Source organism: Mycobacterium sp. NGS27 (assembly GCF_059813005.1).
On the sequence record NZ_JCALDT010000004.1, the window covers coordinates 122,180 to 139,621 of the forward strand.

The following is a 17,442-nucleotide window of genomic DNA, read 5'->3' on the forward strand; positions in this document are numbered from 1 at the left end:
CCGGCCGTGGCACGCAGGACTTTCAAAAACCTTGCGCCGCAACCTAACCCGGGTCTACGCGGGGGCCGGCGTGTTGAGCGCCATCGCCAGGAAGTCGAGCCGCCACAACGAGCGGAACAGTGCCAGCCCGAATTCCTGCACGCGCTCTCCATCTTGCGGTCTGACGTCGCCGCGCCGCGCCACGCAGTCGATGATTTCTGTGATCGTGCGACGGCCGTCGACGTGCTGAACGAAGGGTAACTGGGCCGGGTTGAGTTTCAGCGTCGCGCCGGGCAGGTGGATCGTCTCGCCGGACAGCAGGCACGCGGTGCGCAGCAGCGGGACGTAGTCGAGGCAAGCCGGCGCCGAGAAGTCGACCGCATAACCCGCTTTCGGGCGTTCGGGGCGGCAGGCGAGGAAGAAGTGGGTGGCGTTCGCCGGCTGCAGCCGCTCCATCACCGACCACAGTTTGGTGTCGGGCAGCTGGTTGACGAGCGACTGGAATTGGCTCGCCGGCGCGACGAAGTCGTGCGGGTAATACGGCGCGTTGCGCAGCCAGCCCTGAAACGCCAGCCCGGCCGACGCGACCAGGTCCAGGCATTCGTCGACGGTGTAGCTGCGTTGGCGGGCATGCAAGAAGGTGTCAACAAGGGCACCCTCGGACATCAGGTCGCGGGCAGCCTGCAGGTAGGAGCGGACCGGATGGTCGGAAGGTAGCGTCGCGATCGCCTGGACAACCAATTGCACCGACGCGGCGTCCTGGGACAGCCCCAGGTCGCGGAACGCCGATTCGAGCATGTCGACGCCGATTCGGCCGTACTTCGCGTAGAGCATGACGCCTAGGGCCCCGTCCCGGCGCAGACACTGGCCGAGCGCCGTGAGCCCGGCCAGCGGATCGGCCATATGGTGCAGGACGCCGCTGCAGACGATGAGGTCGAAGTCGCGGGAGAGCGCCGAGACCTCTTCGATCGGAAGCAGATGCAGTTCCAGGTTGTCCAGACCGTGCTTGTCTTTCAGCTGCCGATGGTGATTCAGCGCAGACTGGCTGACGTCGATCGCGACGACTCTGGCGCCGCGGTTCATGTAGGCCAGCAGGGCCGCCTGGAAGGTGCCGCATCCGGCAACGAGAATGTCCAAGTCCGCTTTGTAGTCCCGATCGGGCCACAGCATCCGGTGGGACCAATAGGGGTCGAACCAATCCCAGTGATTAGACGTCCACGCCGCGAGATCGGTTACCGGAGGCGGATATTCCCACCGATCGTATTGACGGCTGACACCGTCGACCCGCGAATCCTCGGTCACTTCGGCGCTTGCTCCTTCGCGGTGGCGGATCGCCCAACGGTACGACGAACTTACTGCGCCCGCCGATTCTGTGCGCGCGATGACGCACCGCGAAATTCCGTTCATCGCAAACGACATCGCCTGGTGTGGGTACGTGTTTGTGCGCTTGCGCTGTGCGGGTCGGGGATGAGCGTTTTGAGCCGTCGCTGTTCGGGTAAACGACGGCACGATTGTGACCGCAGGGGCACGGAGTTAGCAGGGCGAATGGACACCCGCGTGTTGCTCGCCGGCCGTTATGAAGTGCGCGGCAGGCTGGGTCGTGGTGGCATGGCCGAGGTTTGCGACGGCTGGGATACCCGATTGCGCCGACCGGTCGCGATCAAGCTGATGCATCCGGACGTGAGCGCCCAGAGCGGCATGCGGAACCGGTTTGATGCGGAGGCCCGCGCGGCCGCGGCGCTCAACCATCCGAATATCGTCGCGATCTACGACACCGGCGAGCACGACGGCAGGCCGTTCATCGTGATGGAACGGTTGCCCGGCGGAACCCTGGCTGACGAGGTGCGCCAGGGCCCACTCTCGCAGCAGCGGGTCCACGCATTGCTCGACAGCGTCCTGGCGGCGCTGACTGAAGCGCACCGCGCCGCCATCCTGCATCGCGACATCAAGCCCGGAAACATTCTGCTTGCCGCGGGCGGCGAAACCATGAAGGTTGCAGACTTCGGGATTGCCAAGACTCCGGAAGCCACCAAGACGCTCACCGGCCAGATCCTCGGCACCATCGCCTATCTGAGCCCCGAGCGACTCGCCGGGGCGCCTGCGTGCGTGGGTGACGATCTGTATGCGGTCGGCGTGGTGGGCTACGAAGCACTCGCCGGGCACCGCCCGTTCCCACAGGAGAATATGGCGGCGCTGGCCGGGGCCATTCTGCACGGACGCCCGCCGCGGCTGGCCGGGCTGCGACCCGACGTCGAACCCAGCCTGATCACGCTGATCGAACGCGCGATGGCGCACGACCCACGACAGCGGTTCGGTAGTGCCGAGGAGATGCGCGCCGAGCTGCACCACGGTCGCAACGCGGCCGCAGCCATGCCGGTCGCGGCGCCACCCTATCCGGCCACCAAGCTGCTGGAAGTGCCGGTAGCCGGCCGGCCCACGAACACTTTCTTCCCGGCGCTGGTCGATTCGACGACGAGCCGCAGGAGAAAGTTGCTGGGCATCATGGCGGTCGTGGCGGTACTGATCCTGGTGCCGCTCGCCCTCGCGCTTGACGCGTCGTCCTCGCACGCACCCCAGGAGCCCGCCACCACCAGCACGCCGGCGCCGGTCCCTGTCAATAGCGCCGCGCCACCGCCTTCCCCGCCCCCGCAACAGCCGCCGGTCCCCGCCTTGCACGGCCCCGGCAAAGGGCACGGCAAGGGAAACGGCGGCAACCGGGGAGATTAGGGCGACCACGCGGAGCAGAGCGGCCGCGCGGTTCCCGGCAAACTTGGTGCCCCCAGTCGGACTCGAACCGACACTGGGCGGATTTTAAGTCCGCTGCCTCTGCCAATTGGGCTATGGGGGCCCGGCGGCGAATCTAGCGCGCCGCCGCCGAATTCAAGGCATCGCATCCCGCTCGAATCGCCACAAATTCGCAAGATGCATTCGGGATGAGTCTGGGCTAAGATCCGCGCCCGCTCGCCTTAACGGTGGCTTTCCGTCAGATGACAGATGACGCCGCTATGTCATCCGGCAAGGCCGTGTTAAAACTGCCGGCTCCATCGTTAAAAAGCCGTAAACGGCTGTCAACCTGGCCCTTTAGGCCGGGAACGTGGACGTGTGGCTCGTTAGTGTTACGCCAACGCACAGGGGCCGTTACGCAAACACACAGGTCGACCAGCACATGTGGTCGGCTCGTTCCAGCTTAGGAGCAACCGTGGCTTTTCTGACAACACAGACCGAAGAGATGCTCGCCGCCGAGGGGCTGCTCTCGGGCATCAACACGAATCTGGCGGCGCAGAACGCGGGCGCCGCGGCGGCGACGACGGTCATCGCGCCCGCCGCAGCAGACCCGGTGTCGGTTCAGCAAGCGGCAATCTTCTCGGCGTACGGCACCCAGTACCAAACGATCGCCGCGGAGGCGCAGACCCTTCTGCAGAATTACGCGCAAACCCTCGGCATCAGCTCCGGCAGCTACGGGGACACCGAAGCCATCAACGCCGCCCAGGCCACGCTTTCGAGTGCCGCATCTCCTCTCGCTGCCGCTGCGGCCACACCCTCGAACACTCCGCTGGACTTCCTCTCCTACCTGCTCGGCAGCACCGGCAACGGCACCAATCCGAACATGCTCGGCGGGATCTTCGGCCTTTCGAGTAACGGCGCCAACATCCTGAACATCGGCGCCGGTAACTGGGCGTCTGCGGGGTCGGACCTGCTAGGTCTGGCCGGTGGCGGTCTGCTCGACACCTCTGCGGCCGACGCCGCCGGTTCGGCCGCCGACGCGGCGGGCCTCGCCGACTCGACAGCGCCGATGGCGCCCATGGCCGGCGGCGGCATGGCAGGCCTGGGCGCGCCGATGGCCGCAGCAGGACAGGCCACCATGGTCGGCAAATTGTCGGTGCCGCCGACCTGGGCCGGCTCGGCCACCCCGGTCGTCGGCACCAGCGCTGCGCCGCTGGAGACGGTGGGCTGGACTGCCGCCGCACCGCAGGCCGGCGCGGGGACCATCATCCCCGGGATGCCCGGGATGGGCGCGGCCGCGCGCAACAGCGCCGGCTTCGGCGCGCCGCGCTACGGCGTCAAACCGATCGTCATGCCGAAAGCGGCGACCGTCTAAGCAGCGAGCACGGTTAAGCGAAGCAGTTTCCGAACGGATAAAGGGAGCGAGAAGACAAATGGTTTTTGATTTTGCCGCCATGCCGCCAGAGCTGACCTCCACGCTCGTCTACACCGGTCCGGGCGCGGCGCCGCTCATGGCGGCCGCGGCGGCGTACGCCAACCTGGCCGCGGAGGTGAGCTCGACGGCGACCCAGTGGGAGTCGATCATCTCGTTGCTGACCACAGAGAGCTGGACCGGCGGTGGGTCGGCGGCGGCCGCCGCCGCGGCCCAGCCGATCATCACCTACCTGACCGAGACGGCGACGACGCTCGAGCAGACGAGCGCACAGGCCACGGCGTCGGCGGCAGCCTTCGAGGCGGCATACATGGGCGTGGTGAACCCGGCGCTGGTCTATGCCAATAGAGCCGCCTTCTACGCCGCACTCGCGGGGCTGCCCTTCACGCTTCCGCAGGTGGCTGCGCTGGAAGCCGAGTACGAGGCGATGTGGGTTCAAGACGCCACCGCGATGGGCGCGTACCAGGCCGCCTCAACCGCGGCCGGGGTCCTGACGCCCGTCACGCCACTGACGTCGGCTGTCAACCCGGCTAGTGCCGCGGCCGCGGACAGCACCGCCCTCGCCGCGGACTCAACCGGCGGCACGGTCCAGGCGTTGGCGGCCCCCATCTCCAATGCGGCCGCGGCCGCCCCGACCCTCCCCTTCACCACCGACGGCTTGCTGTCCTCGATCGACAACTTCCTCGGCACGCCGTCCGTCTTCAACGCCATCAACGGCGCGGTCAACACCGGGGCCTGGTTCACCATGAACGCCATCCCGACGGCCGTATCACTCGGGCACACCCTGGGTACCGTGCCATCGATCCCCTTCGCGCTGACCGACTCTGTCACGCCGCTCGCCGGCGGGATGATCCCCGGCACGATGGTGGGTTCGGTGACCGGCGCCGGGGCGTCGGCCGCGGTGGGTGAAGCCTCGGCGGTCGGCGGCCTGTCGGTGCCGGCCAGTTGGTCGGCGGCCGCGCCCGCGGCGTCGGCGGCTTCCTCCACCGCTCCCCTGGCGGGCTCGGGGTGGACGGCGGCGGCCGAGGCCGAGCCGGTCGCGGCGATGCCCGGTATGCCCGGAATGGCGGCCGCCGCAAAGGGCGCCGGCGCCTATGGCACCGGACCGCGGTACGGCTTCAAGCCGATCGTCATGCCCAAACAGGTTGTCGTCTGAGAGCGGACCGCTGATATGGCAAGAAGGGGGTACCTGTCACCCGTTTGAGGCGAGCAATTAACCGGGGCGCCGTAATCTCTTTACAACGCGGCCACCACGGCATTAAGTACAACTGTTAAGACTTCGGCGAACTGAAGCTTCACGATAGGAGACAGCCGACATGGCAACACGTTTTATGACCGACCCGCACGAGATGCGGGCGATGGCGGGCCGCTTCGAGGTGCACGCCCAGACCGTTGAGGACGAGGCCCGCAAGATGTGGGCGTCGTCGATGAACATCGCCGGCTCGGGCTGGAGCGGTCAGGCCCAGGCCACCTCGTATGACACCATGGGTCAGGTCAACCAGGCCTTCCGCAACATCGTCAACATGCTCCACGGAGTGCGCGATGGACTGATTCGCGACGCGAACAACTACGAGCAGCAAGAGCAGGCCTCGCAGCAGATCCTCGGCAGCTAACAGCCTGTCGCCCAACACTTTTAAGGAGCTACGCAAATGAGCATCAATTACCAGTTCGGCGATGTAGACGCCCACGGTGCCTTGATCCGCGCCCAGGCCGCGTCCTTGGAGGCTGAGCACCAGGCCATCGTTCGCGATGTGCTTGCTGCCGGCGACTTCTGGGGCGGTGCGGGTTCGGTGGCGTGCCAGGAGTTCATCACCCAGTTGGGTCGCAACTTCCAGGTCATCTACGAGCAGGCCAACGCGCACGGACAGAAGGTTCAGTCCGCGGGCAGCAACATGGCCAGCACCGACAGCGCCGTTGGGTCCTCCTGGGCCTGACACCTCGTCTCGACAACGGGGGCCGCACACCACGTGGTGTGCGGCCCCCGTTGTCGAATGTGCTTGTCCCGCAACGGCACGCCTGTTCGCTGCCCCGCGACTCAGCCCACCGCCCCGCGCAGTCGGACGCGGCCGCTGACCGACGGCTACATTTGAGGTTTCTATGAACTCCGTGACAGTCACGTGTGCGGCTTGCCAGAATGTAGGAACATGACCGCAATGTCGGGAACCTCAGCCGCGCAGCGCCCACGTCAAGCCATCCTGGGGCAGCTGCCCAGGATCTACCGTGCCGACGGGTCACCCATCAGGGTTTTGCTGGTCGACGACGAGCCGGCGTTGACGAACCTGGTGAAAATGGCGCTGCATTACGAAGGCTGGGTCGTCGACATCGCCCACAACGGACGCGAAGCCATGGCCAAGTTCGACCGGGTCAACCCGGACGTCCTCGTCCTCGACATCATGCTTCCCGATGTGGACGGGTTGCGAATACTGGAACGCGTCCGGCAGTCCGACGCCTACACCCCCACGCTGTTCCTCACCGCGCGCGACTCGGTGATGGACCGGGTCACCGGTCTGACCGCGGGCGCCGACGACTACATGACCAAGCCGTTCAGCCTCGAGGAACTGGTTGCCCGGCTGCGCGGCTTGCTGCGCCGCTCCGGGCAGCAACCCACGCCGACCGCCGAGACGCTCAAAGTCGGCGGACTCAAGGTCGACAGCGCCAGCCGGGAAGTCACCCGCGACGGCGACCCGATTTCGCTGTCCTCCACCGAATTCGAATTGCTGCGCTTCCTCATGCGCAATCCCCGCCGCGCGTTGAGCCGGACCGAGATCCTGGACCGTGTCTGGAATTACGACTTCGCCGGCCGCACCAGCATCGTGGATCTCTACATCTCGTACTTGAGGAAGAAGATCGACTCCGGGCGGGAACCGATGATTCATACCGTCCGTGGTGTGGGGTACATGCTCCGGCCGGCGGAATGACCCGAGACCCGATCGGCGTATCCAGGGACTTTCCCCGGTGGTTCCCCCATTCGCTGCGGCGCCAACTGCTGTTGGGGGTGCTGGCGGTGGTCAGCGTGGTGCTGGTGACGATCGGGATCGTGTCGGTGTTGAGCCTGCGCGGCTACGTCAACATCATGAGCGATGCCGATGTGGCCGAGTCCCTGGACGCGTTCAGCCACCAGTACACCAAATACCGCAACGGCGAACATGTTTCGCCGAAGCCCGGCACCCCGCCGATCGCACAGGCGATGCTGGAGTTCACCGGGCAGACGCCGGGCAACCTGATCGCCGTGTTGCACAACGGCACCGTGATCGGGTCGGCAGTGTTCTCCGAAGACGAACCCAAACCCGCGCCGGCCGACGTCGTCCGTGACCTTCAATCGCAATCCTGGGGTGATGGGCCGCCGCGCACCGAAGTTCTCGGCAGGCTGGGGCCTTACCGCATCGACAGCACTGTCAACGGGTCCGACGTCCTCGTCGTCGGGGTGTCGCACAACCTGGCCGACCGAATCATCGCCCGAAAACAGCTCACCACCATCGTGCTCACCGCGGCGGCATTGCTGGTCACCGCCGGGCTCACGGTGTGGGTGGTCGGCTACACCCTTCGCCCGCTGCGCCGGCTCGTGGCCGTCGCCGCCGGTGTCGCCGCCATGCCGCTCACCGGCGACGACCACCTGATCAGCGTCCGGGTACCACCGCAGGACACCAACCCCCAGAATGAGGTGGGGATCGTCGGCCACACGCTGAACCGCTTGCTGGACAACGTCGATAGCGCTCTGGCGCATCGGGTCGACTCGGATCTGCGGATGCGCCAATTCATCACCGACGCAAGCCATGAGTTGCGCACACCGCTGGCCGCCATTCAGGGCTACGCCGAACTGACCCGCCAGGACAGTTCGGCGCTGCCGCCGACCACCGAATACGCCTTGGCCAGAATCGAATCCGAGGCTCGTCGGATGGCATTGCTCGTCGACGAGTTGCTCCTGCTTTCGCGGCTGGGTGAAGGCCAGGATCTGCAGACCGAAGAGGTCGACCTGGCCGAGTTGGTCAGCAACGCGGTGAACGACGCGACGGTGGCAGCCTCGACGCACCACTGGGTCAAAGACCTGCCCGACGAGCCGGTATGGGTGCTCGGCGATCACGCCCGGCTGCATCAGCTGGTCAGCAATCTGCTCAGCAATGCCCACGTGCACACTCCGCCAGGGGTTACGGTGACGACCGGAATCACCTGCCGCCGTGTCGGTCCCGGTGCGCCCTACGCGGAAGTGACCGTCACCGACGACGGCCCGGGCATCGACGCCGAGCTGCTGCCCAGGTTGTTCGAACGGTTCGTCCGGGCCGACAAGTCGAGGTCCAACGGCTCGGGCAATGGACTGGGTTTAGCCATCGTCAATTCGATCGTCAAGGCTCATCAAGGTTCGGTCACCGCCGAATCCGACGAGAGCCGCACCGTTTTCCGGGTGCGGCTGCCGTTGATCACCAGGTCGACCGCCGACAAATAATCGCAGTAGCGCACCCGCGGTGGTCGCATGGATGCCGTTGCCGCAGCCGCTGATTGACCGACACTGCGGTTCTTTCTTGCCCGGGCCCCAGGCGTAAAGGAACCGTAAATGTGCACCGTGCGCCCGTTAGGAAACCGTCAACCGGACGCGCCGGCGGATGCCACCGAGCTAATTTCGAGCTGATCTTGACTGGCGAGACCTTCGCTGATGGTGGTGACCCGCTGTGCCCGGCTGTGCCGCGCTTGCGATCACCACACGATGTGGCCGGCTCGTCGAGTCCCATTTCGTATGAACGTGGTTGGCGCGGACGGAGAAATGATGGGCGTGGCGGTGTATCTCGTGCTGACGGTGGCGGTGTTCGCCGCACTCGGCCTGGCTCAAAAGTTGGTCGAGCGGCTGTGAACTACCAGAATGCGGTCGGCCTGGGGCTTTCCATCCTTATCGCGCTCTACCTCGCAGGCGCCCTGCTGTTCCCGGAGAGGTTCTAGATGAACACGACGACAGCCGGGATCCTTTTTTGGGTCGTTCTCGTCGTGGCGCTGGTGGTCGTGCATATTCCCTTCGGCGACTACATGTTTCGGGTGTACACGTCGGACAAGGACCTGCAGGCCGAGCGAGTGATCTATCGACTGATCGGGGTCGATGCCCGCGCGGAGCAGACCTGGGGCGCCTACGCCCGCAGCGTGTTGGCGTTCTCGTCGGTCAGCATCCTGTTCCTGTTCGTGTTCGAACTCGTGCAGGGAAAGTTGCCGTTGCATCTGCATGACCCGGCCACCAAGATGACGCCCTCACTGGCCTGGAACACCGCGGTCAGCTTTGTCACCAACACGAACTGGCAAGCGTATTCGGGTGAAACGACCCAAGGCCATCTCGTGCAGATGGCCGGGCTGGCTGTGCAGAACTTCGTTTCCGCCGCCGTCGGTATGGCGGTGGCGGTGGCGCTCGTGCGCGGGTTCGCCCGCCGGCGTACCGGCGAGCTGGGCAACTTCTGGGTGGACCTGGTGCGCGGAACGCTGCGCATCCTGCTGCCCATCGCCATCATCAGCGCGATCCTGTTGGTGGCCGGTGGGGCGATCCAGAACTTCCACCTGCACGACCAGATCGTCGCAGGAGTCAACGGCACCGCGCAGACCATCACCGGCGGTCCGGTGGCCAGCCAGGAGGTCATCAAGGAACTCGGCACCAACGGTGGCGGTTTCTACAACGCGAACTCCGCGCACCCGTTTGAGAACCCGACCGCGTGGACCAATTGGCTGGAAATCTTCCTGATCCTGGTGATCGGCTTCTCGCTGCCCCGCACCTTCGGACGGATGGTGGGAAACACCAAGCAGGGCTTCGCGATTGCGGCCGTGATGGCGAAGCTCTACACGATCAGCACGACGTTCATGCTGTGGTTTCAGGTGCAGCACCACGGCACGGTGCCGACGTCGATCGGCGCCGCGATGGAGGGAGTCGAGCAGCGCTTCGGCGTCACCGACTCCGGGGTGTTCGCCGCCGCCACGACGCTCACCTCGACCGGTGCCGTCGACTCCGCTCATGACTCCCTCACCAGCCTGGGCGGCATGATCGCGATGTTCAACATGCAGCTGGGCGAGGTCGCGCCCGGCGGCACCGGGTCCGGCCTGTACGGCATCCTCGTGCTGGCGGTGATCACCGTCTTCGTCGCCGGGCTGATGGTCGGGCGCACCCCCGAATACCTCGGCAAGAAGATCACCCCCCGCGAAATCAAGCTTGCCGCAAGCTATTTCCTGGTCACGCCGTTGATCGTACTGACCGGCACCGCGATCGCGATGGCACTGCCCGGCGAGCGGGCCGGCATGCTCAACGGCGGACCGCACGGACTCTCCGAGGTGCTCTACGCGTTCACCTCCGCGGCCAACAACAACGGGTCGGCCTTCGCCGGGCTCAGCGCCAACACGATTTGGTGGAACACGGCCCTCGGGCTGGCGATGGCCTTCGGCAGATTCCTGCCCATTGTGCTCGTGCTGGCCTTGGCCGGCTCGCTGGCCAAGCAGGGCGCCACACCGGAGTCGACGGGCACCCTGCCCACCCATCGGCCGCAATTCGTCGGGATGGTGGCCGGCGTCACGTTGATCGTCGTTGCCCTCACGTTCTTGCCCATGCTCGCGCTCGGGCCTCTCGCCGAAGGAATCCACTGATGACCGCGACCGCGATCGAGCCGGCCGAACAGACGCAACCGGCTCCGGTAAGCCGAAAACGGGTGCAGGGCGGCCTGCTCGACCCGAAGATGCTGTGGAAGTCGACCCCAGATGCGCTGCGCAAACTCGACCCGCGCACCCTCTGGCGGAATCCGGTGATGTTCATCGTCGAAATCGGCGCCGCCTGGAGCACCGTGCTGGCGTTCCTGAGCCCGACGTGGTTCGCCTGGCTGACGGTGATCTGGCTATGGCTGACCGTGCTGTTCGCCAACCTCGCCGAGGCGGTCGCCGAAGGCCGGGGCAAGGCCCAGGCCGAAACGCTGCGTCGGGCCAAGACCCAAACCATGGCCCGGCGGCTCAAAGACTGGGCGCTCGGAGCCACCGCGGTCGAGGAAGCCGTCGCCGCGGCGCAGTTGCAGCAGGGCGACATCGTCGTGGTCGAAGCCGGACAGGTGATCCCGGGTGACGGCGATGTCGTGGAAGGCATTGCCTCGGTGGACGAATCGGCGATCACCGGTGAATCGGCGCCGGTGATCCGCGAATCCGGTGGAGACCGCTCGGCGGTCACCGGGGGAACCACCGTGCTGAGCGACCGCATCGTCGTGAAAGTCACCCAGAAGCCGGGCGAAAGCTTCATCGACCGGATGATCGCGCTGGTCGAGGGCGCCAACCGGCAGAAGACTCCCAACGAGATCGCGCTGAACATCCTGCTGGCGGCGCTGACCATCATCTTCGTGTTCGCCGTCGCGACGCTGCAGCCGCTGGCGATCTACTCCAAGGTCAACAATCCGGGCGTCCCGGATGGCCAGGCGCTGGGCGCAAGCGGTGTCACCGGGATCGTGATGGTGTCGCTGCTGGTCTGCTTGATTCCGACGACGATCGGTGCGCTGCTGTCGGCCATCGGCATCGCCGGCATGGACCGGCTGGTGCAGCGCAACGTGCTCGCCATGTCCGGGCGGGCGGTGGAAGCCGCCGGCGACGTGAACACCCTGCTGCTGGACAAGACCGGCACTATCACCCTGGGCAACCGGCAGGCCGCGGCCTTCGTCCCGCTCGACGGCGTCTCCGCCGAACAGCTGGCCGACGCCGCGCAGTTGTCCAGCCTCGCCGACGAAACACCCGAGGGCCGTTCGGTTGTCGTGTTCGCCAAGCGGCACTTCGGGTTGCGGGCACGCACGCCAGGTGAACTGGCCCAGGCCCAATGGGTGATGTTCTCGGCCACCACCCGGATGTCGGGTGTCGACCTCGACGGGCACCTGTTGCGCAAGGGTGCCGCGAGTTCGGTGGCGGAATGGGTACGCGCGCAAGGCGGTACGGTGCCCCAGCAGCTCGGCGAGGTCGTCGACAGCATCTCCGCCGGGGGCGGTACTCCGCTGGTGGTCGGGGAAAGCCGTGGCGGCACAGCGTCGGTGCTCGGCGTCATCCATCTCAAGGATGTTGTCAAGCAGGGCATGCGCGAGCGGTTCGACGAGATGCGGCGGATGGGCATCCGGACGGTGATGATCACCGGTGATAACCCATTGACCGCCAAGGCGATTGCCGATGAGGCCGGAGTCGACGACTTCTTGGCCGAGGCCACTCCCGAGGACAAACTCGACCTGATCAAGCGCGAACAGGAAGGCGGCAAGCTGGTCGCGATGACCGGTGACGGGACCAACGACGCGCCGGCCCTGGCTCAAGCCGACGTGGGCGTGGCGATGAACACCGGCACGTCGGCCGCCAAAGAGGCCGGCAATATGGTCGACCTGGACTCCGACCCCACCAAACTCATTGAGATCGTGGAGATCGGTAAGCAGCTGCTGATCACCCGGGGCGCCCTGACCACCTTTTCGATCGCCAATGACATTGCCAAGTATTTCGCGATCATCCCGGCGATGTTCGTCGCACTGTTTCCCGGGCTGGACCTGATCAACGTGATGCGGCTGCACAGCCCGCAGTCGGCGATCCTGTCCGCGGTGATCTTCAACGCGATCATCATCGTGCTGCTGATCCCGCTGTCGCTGCGCGGTGTGCGATACACGCCGAACAGTGCGTCAAAGTTGCTGAGCCGCAACCTCTACGTCTATGGCCTCGGCGGCATCGTCGCCCCGTTCGTCGGCATCAAGTTGATCGATCTGATCGTCCAATTCATCCCGGGGATGTCCTGACATGTCTTTGTCGAATTTCGTTCGCCTGCACTGGGCGGCACTGCGCACCCTGCTGGTGCTGACCGTTGTCACTGGTCTCGCCTACCCAGCGTTCGTCTGGCTGGTCGCGCAGTTCCCCGGGTTGCGCGACCAGGCCGAGGGGTCGATTCTGACCGCCAACGGTAAGCCGGTGGGCAGCAGACTGATCGGTCAGCTGTTTACCGACAAGGACGGCAACGCGCTGCCGCAGTACTTCCAGAGCCGGCCCTCGGCGGCCGGCAACGGGTATGACCCGACCTCGTCGGGCGGCAGCAACCTCGGCCCGGAAAGCATCGTCGACACGCCCGCCGATCCGTCGCAAGTGGCGGGCGGCAAGTCGGCGTCGGACGCCGGCTTCAAACCGAGCTTGTTGACGACCGTGTGCTCGCGCAGCGCCGCGGTGGGCAAGCTGGAGGGGGTCGACGGGTCGCGACCGTTCTGCACCGGCGGTGGCGTGGGTGCGGTGTTGTCGGTGATCGGCCCCCGCGACGCGCGCGGCGGCATCATCCGACCGACCCGGGTGGTCAGCGTCAACGAGCCGTGCGGAGCGACGATCACACCGTTCCTCGCCCTGTACCAGGGCGTGCGGGTGGAATGTGCCAGGTACGGCGAGGACTACTCGATCGGGCAGACCGTCCCCATCCGCGGTGCCGCACCCGCCGATCCGGCGGTGCCTGCGGACGCGGTGACGGCCGGCGGCAGCGGCCTGGATCCGAACATCTCACCCGCCTACGCCGACATCCAGGTGGCGCGGGTGGCCAAGGTGCGCCACGTCAGTCCAGAGCAGATACGTGAGGTCGTCGCGCAGAACAGCAGCGGTCGCGGGCTCGGATTTTTCGGTGAACCATGCGTCAATGTGCTGCAACTAAATCTGCAACTCGACCACCGGTACCCGGTCACGAGTTAGCACCGAGGGGGGATGATGGTTGACGTGAGCGACGTCAGCCTCCGCGACCACCATCCCAAACGCGGGGAGCTGCGCATCTATCTTGGCGCGGCTCCGGGCGTGGGCAAGACGTACTCGATGCTGGGCGAGGCACATCGGCGGCTGGAACGAGGCACCGATCTGGTGGCCGGCGTGGTGGAAACCCACGGGCGGTCGAAAACCGCTGAGCTGCTTGAGGGCATCGAGCTCATCCCGCCCCGCCAAGTCGACTATCGCGGCGGCAGCTTCGCCGAACTAGACGTGCCCGCGGTCCTGCAGCGCCGCCCCCAGGTCGTCCTCGTCGACGAACTCGCGCATACCAATACACCGGGCAGTAAGAATGCCAAGCGCTGGCAAGATGTCGAGGAACTGCTCGACGCCGGGATCACTGTGATCTCAACGGTCAACGTGCAACATTTGGAAAGCCTGAACGACGTTGTCGCCCAGATCACCGGCATAGAACAGAAGGAGACGGTGCCCGACTCGGTGGTCCGACAGGCCTCTCAGGTCGAGCTGATCGATATCACGCCAGAAGCATTGCGCCGCAGGCTATCTCACGGCAACGTCTACGCGCCGGATCGCATCGATGCTGCGCTGTCCAACTACTTCCGTCGCGGAAACCTGACCGCGTTAAGGGAATTGGCCCTGCTGTGGCTTGCCGACCAGGTCGACACGGCGCTGGCCAAGTACCGCGCCGAGAACAAGATCACCGACATGTGGGAGGCGCGCGAGCGGGTCGTCGTGGCGGTCACCGGTGGGCCCGAATCCGAGACGCTGGTGCGACGGGCGTCGCGTATCGCGTCGAAGTCCACCGCGGAGCTCATGGTGGTGCACGTCGTGCGCGGCGACGGGCTGGCCGGCCTGTCGGAATCGCGGATGGCCAAGATTCGCAAATTGGCGAGCAGCCTCGACGCGTCGATGCATACGGTGGTCGGTGACGAGGTGCCCACGGCGCTGCTCGAATTCGCCCGCGAAATGAACGCCACGCAGCTGGTGATCGGCACCTCGCGGCGATCACGCTGGGCACGCCTCTTCGAGGAGGGCATCGGTCCAAGGATTGTCGAGCTGTCGGGAAAGATCGACGTACACCTGGTCACCCACGAGGAGTCCAAACGCGGCTTCCGGGTGTCTTCACTCGTACCCCGCGAGCGGCGGGTGGCATCGTGGCTGGCGGCCTTCATCGTGCCGTCGGTCATCTGCGCGATCACGGTCACAATGCTGGACCCATATCTGGACACCGGCGGCGAGAGCGCGCTGTTCTTTATCGGCGTGCTGCTGGTGGGCCTGCTGGGAGGCGTTGCGCCCGCGGCGCTTTCGGCCGTGCTGTCGGGCCTGCTGCTGAACTACTACCTGATCGCACCGCGGCACAGCTTCACCATCGCCGAACCCAACAGCGCCATCACCGAATTGGTGCTGCTGCTCATCGCGGTCGCCGTCGCCGTGCTGGTCGACTTCGCAGCCAAACGCACCCGGGAAGCCCGACGCGCCTCGCAGGAGGCCGAGCTGCTGACCCTTTTCGCCGGGTCGGTGCTGCGCGGCGCCGACCTGGAAACGCTGCTCGAACGGGTACGGGAGACCTACGCCCAGCGTGCCGTCAGCATGCTGCGGGAAACCGGCGAGGAAGCGCTCGCCGGCGGGAAGAAGAGCGAAGTCATCGCCTGCGTCGGCAGAACCCCCTGCGCCACCGTCGATTCCGCCGACACCGCGATCGAAGTCGGCGACGACGAGTTCTGGATGCTGCTGGCCGGCCGACAGCTCTCCGCGCGCGACCGGCGGGTGCTCGGCGCGGTGGCCAGGCAGGCCGCGGGTTTGATCAGACAGCGTGAGCTTGCCGAAGAGGCGAGCCGCGCCGAGGCGATCGTCCGGGCCGACGAACTTCGGCGCTCACTGCTGTCGGCGGTCAGCCATGACCTGCGCACCCCGCTGGCCGCGGCCAAGGTCGCCGTCTCCAGCCTGCGCGCCGAGGACGTCGCCTTCTCCCCCAACGACACCGCGGAACTGCTGGCCACCATCGAGGAGTCGATCGACCAGCTGACCGCGCTGGTCGGAAACCTGCTCGACTCATCGCGTCTGGCCGCCGGGGTGATCCACCCAGAGCTGAGCCGGGTGTATCTGGAGGAGGCCGTGCAGCGGGCCCTGGTCAGTATCGGCAAGGGCGCCACCGGGTTCTTCCGGTCCGCCATCGATCGGGTCAAGGTCGAGGTAGCCGACGCCATGGTGATGGCCGACGCCGGGCTGCTGGAACGGGTGCTGGCCAACCTGATCGACAACGCGCTGCGTTACGCGCCCGACTGCGTGGTCCGGGTCAACGCGGGCCGGGTGGGTGATCGCGTGCTGATCAATGTCATCGACGAGGGCCCGGGGATTCCGCACGGGGCCGAGGAACAGATCTTCGAAGCGTTTCAGCGCCTTGGCGATAACGACAACACCATCGGTGTCGGCCTGGGCATGTCGGTGGCGCGCGGCTTCGTCGAAGCCATGGGCGGGACGATTACGGCCACCGACACCCCGGGCGGCGGCCTGACCGTCATCGTGGATATGGCTGCGCCACAAGCGATGGACGCGTGATGACGCGCGTCCTGGTGATCGACGACGAACCGCAGATCCTGCGTGCGCTGCGCATCAACCTGTCAGTGCGGGGCTACGAGGTGATCACCGCGTCCAGCGGTGCCGGCGCATTGCGCGCGGCCGCCGAGCACAAGCCCGACGTGGTGATCCTCGACCTCGGCCTGCCCGACATCTCCGGCATCGACGTGCTGGCCGGTCTGCGCGGCTGGCTCACCGCACCCGTTATCGTGCTCTCGGCGCGCACCGATTCCTCGGACAAGGTCGAGGCGCTGGATGCCGGCGCCGACGACTACGTGACGAAACCTTTTGGGATGGACGAATTCCTGGCGCGACTGCGGGCGGCAGTGCGGCGCAACACCGCCGCCTCCGAGCTGGAGCAACCGGTGATCGAGACCGAATCGTTCACCGTCGACTTGGCCGCCAAGAAGGTCACCAAGAACGGCAGCGAAGTGCATCTCACCCCGACCGAATGGGGAATGCTCGAGGTCCTCGTCCGCAATCGCGGCAAGCTGGTCGGCCGTGAGGAACTGCTCAAAGAGGTGTGGGGACCGGCGTATGCCACCGAAACACATTACCTGCGTGTGTATCTCGCGCAGCTGCGCCGCAAACTCGAGAACGACCCGTCGCATCCCAAGCACCTGCTGACCGAGTCGGGCATGGGATATCGCTTCGAGGCATGAAACCCGCGGCCGGGTGCGCACGCCACTCTGGCGTCCGCTCCGGTGAGTTAGTTAATTGCCCGCCTCATAGCGACAGCCGGGCCGCCTCGCGCAATGCCAGCACACGCTGGTGGATCCGATGTTCGGTGCCACGCGGCATATACCCGGGCCCATACCGGCCTCGCCCGAGTCGCAACACCCTGCCGCGTTCGACCTCCCATCGCAGCGCATCCGAGATCGCCTTCGATGGTCTCCCGCACACTCCGAAGCTGTGCCATTGCAGCGCATCGATCAATTCGGCGATGGTCGCCGGGCCGTGCACCGCCAGTTGCATCGCGAGCACGTAGCGCAATTCAATTCCGCGAAGTGTCATCCCCGGACGGTCGCATA

16 protein-coding genes and 1 tRNA gene are annotated in these 17,442 nt (G+C 66.1%); 14 read left to right on the plus strand and 3 right to left on the minus strand.

Annotated features, from left to right (window positions below; translation table 11 throughout):
- Positions 1 to 54: 54 nt before the first annotated feature.
- A complete protein-coding gene (locus AC5Y30_RS12050; RefSeq protein WP_499918391.1) occupies positions 55 to 1,281 on the minus strand; it encodes a methyltransferase in 1,227 nt (408 codons plus the stop codon).
- 243 nt (positions 1,282 to 1,524) lie between these two features.
- Here AC5Y30_RS12050 and AC5Y30_RS12055 point away from each other — a divergent pair, with 243 nt between their 5' ends.
- The gene (locus tag AC5Y30_RS12055) at positions 1,525 to 2,706 is read left to right on the plus strand and encodes a serine/threonine-protein kinase (RefSeq protein ID WP_499918392.1); all 1,182 of its coding nucleotides are present in this window, start codon (positions 1,525 to 1,527) and stop codon (positions 2,704 to 2,706) included.
- A gap of 44 nt (positions 2,707 to 2,750) precedes the next feature.
- On the opposite strand, the gene AC5Y30_RS12060 is transcribed toward AC5Y30_RS12055, so the two are convergent.
- A tRNA-Leu gene (locus AC5Y30_RS12060) sits at positions 2,751 to 2,827 on the minus strand.
- A gap of 351 nt (positions 2,828 to 3,178) precedes the next feature.
- Between AC5Y30_RS12060 and AC5Y30_RS12065 the strand changes: the two genes are divergently transcribed.
- The 13 genes from AC5Y30_RS12065 to AC5Y30_RS12125 all read left to right on the plus strand — a co-directional run bounded on the left by AC5Y30_RS12065 (position 3,179) and on the right by AC5Y30_RS12125 (position 17,073).
- Positions 3,179 to 4,078 carry a PPE family protein, SVP subgroup gene (locus AC5Y30_RS12065; protein ID WP_499918393.1) on the plus strand — a complete coding sequence of 300 codons (900 nt, stop codon included), beginning with the start codon at positions 3,179 to 3,181 and terminating at the stop codon, positions 4,076 to 4,078.
- A gap of 58 nt (positions 4,079 to 4,136) precedes the next feature.
- On the plus strand, positions 4,137 to 5,291 hold the full coding sequence (locus tag AC5Y30_RS12070; protein WP_499918394.1) for a PPE family protein, SVP subgroup: 1,155 nt from the start codon (positions 4,137 to 4,139) through the stop codon (positions 5,289 to 5,291).
- Positions 5,292 to 5,451: 160 nt separating this feature from the next.
- Complete coding sequence (locus AC5Y30_RS12075) at positions 5,452 to 5,748, plus strand: WXG100 family type VII secretion target (RefSeq protein ID WP_007771418.1); 297 nt, start codon at positions 5,452 to 5,454, stop codon at positions 5,746 to 5,748.
- 36 nt (positions 5,749 to 5,784) lie between these two features.
- Positions 5,785 to 6,069: a WXG100 family type VII secretion target gene (locus tag AC5Y30_RS12080; RefSeq protein WP_067128747.1), complete on the plus strand. Its 285-nt coding sequence runs from the start codon at positions 5,785 to 5,787 to the stop codon at positions 6,067 to 6,069.
- A 210-nt stretch (positions 6,070 to 6,279) separates the two neighbouring features.
- Entirely contained in the window at positions 6,280 to 7,053 is a 774-nt protein-coding gene (locus AC5Y30_RS12085; protein ID WP_499918396.1) for a response regulator transcription factor, read from the plus strand.
- Positions 7,050 to 8,576 carry a sensor histidine kinase gene (locus AC5Y30_RS12090; protein ID WP_499918397.1) on the plus strand — a complete coding sequence of 509 codons (1,527 nt, stop codon included), beginning with the start codon at positions 7,050 to 7,052 and terminating at the stop codon, positions 8,574 to 8,576. The genes AC5Y30_RS12085 and AC5Y30_RS12090 overlap by 4 nt, the downstream gene beginning before the upstream one ends.
- Positions 8,577 to 8,894: 318 nt before the next feature.
- A complete protein-coding gene (locus AC5Y30_RS12095) occupies positions 8,895 to 8,978 on the plus strand; it encodes a potassium ABC transporter ATPase (protein ID WP_499918999.1) in 84 nt (27 codons plus the stop codon).
- The gene (locus tag AC5Y30_RS12100; protein ID WP_067355147.1) at positions 8,975 to 9,064 is read left to right on the plus strand and encodes a potassium-transporting ATPase subunit F; all 90 of its coding nucleotides are present in this window, start codon (positions 8,975 to 8,977) and stop codon (positions 9,062 to 9,064) included. Before AC5Y30_RS12095 ends, AC5Y30_RS12100 begins: the two co-directional genes overlap by 4 nt.
- On the plus strand, positions 9,065 to 10,735 hold the full coding sequence (gene kdpA / locus AC5Y30_RS12105) for a potassium-transporting ATPase subunit KdpA (RefSeq protein WP_499918398.1): 1,671 nt from the start codon (positions 9,065 to 9,067) through the stop codon (positions 10,733 to 10,735).
- Positions 10,735 to 12,882, plus strand: a complete 2,148-nt coding sequence (gene kdpB / locus AC5Y30_RS12110) for a potassium-transporting ATPase subunit KdpB (protein ID WP_499918399.1) — start codon at positions 10,735 to 10,737, stop codon at positions 12,880 to 12,882. Before kdpA ends, kdpB begins: the two co-directional genes overlap by 1 nt.
- A 1-nt stretch (position 12,883) precedes the next feature.
- Complete coding sequence (locus tag AC5Y30_RS12115; RefSeq protein WP_499918400.1) at positions 12,884 to 13,807, plus strand: potassium-transporting ATPase subunit C; 924 nt, start codon at positions 12,884 to 12,886, stop codon at positions 13,805 to 13,807.
- A 12-nt stretch (positions 13,808 to 13,819) separates the two neighbouring features.
- Positions 13,820 to 16,393, plus strand: coding sequence for an ATP-binding protein (locus tag AC5Y30_RS12120; RefSeq protein ID WP_499918402.1), 2,574 nt, complete (start codon positions 13,820 to 13,822; stop codon positions 16,391 to 16,393).
- A complete protein-coding gene (locus AC5Y30_RS12125) occupies positions 16,393 to 17,073 on the plus strand; it encodes a response regulator (protein WP_499918404.1) in 681 nt (226 codons plus the stop codon). The genes AC5Y30_RS12120 and AC5Y30_RS12125 overlap by 1 nt, the downstream gene beginning before the upstream one ends.
- A gap of 64 nt (positions 17,074 to 17,137) precedes the next feature.
- On the opposite strand, the gene AC5Y30_RS12130 is transcribed toward AC5Y30_RS12125, so the two are convergent.
- Complete coding sequence (locus tag AC5Y30_RS12130; protein ID WP_499918405.1) at positions 17,138 to 17,425, minus strand: hypothetical protein; 288 nt, start codon at positions 17,423 to 17,425, stop codon at positions 17,138 to 17,140.
- Positions 17,426 to 17,442 lie beyond the last annotated feature (17 nt).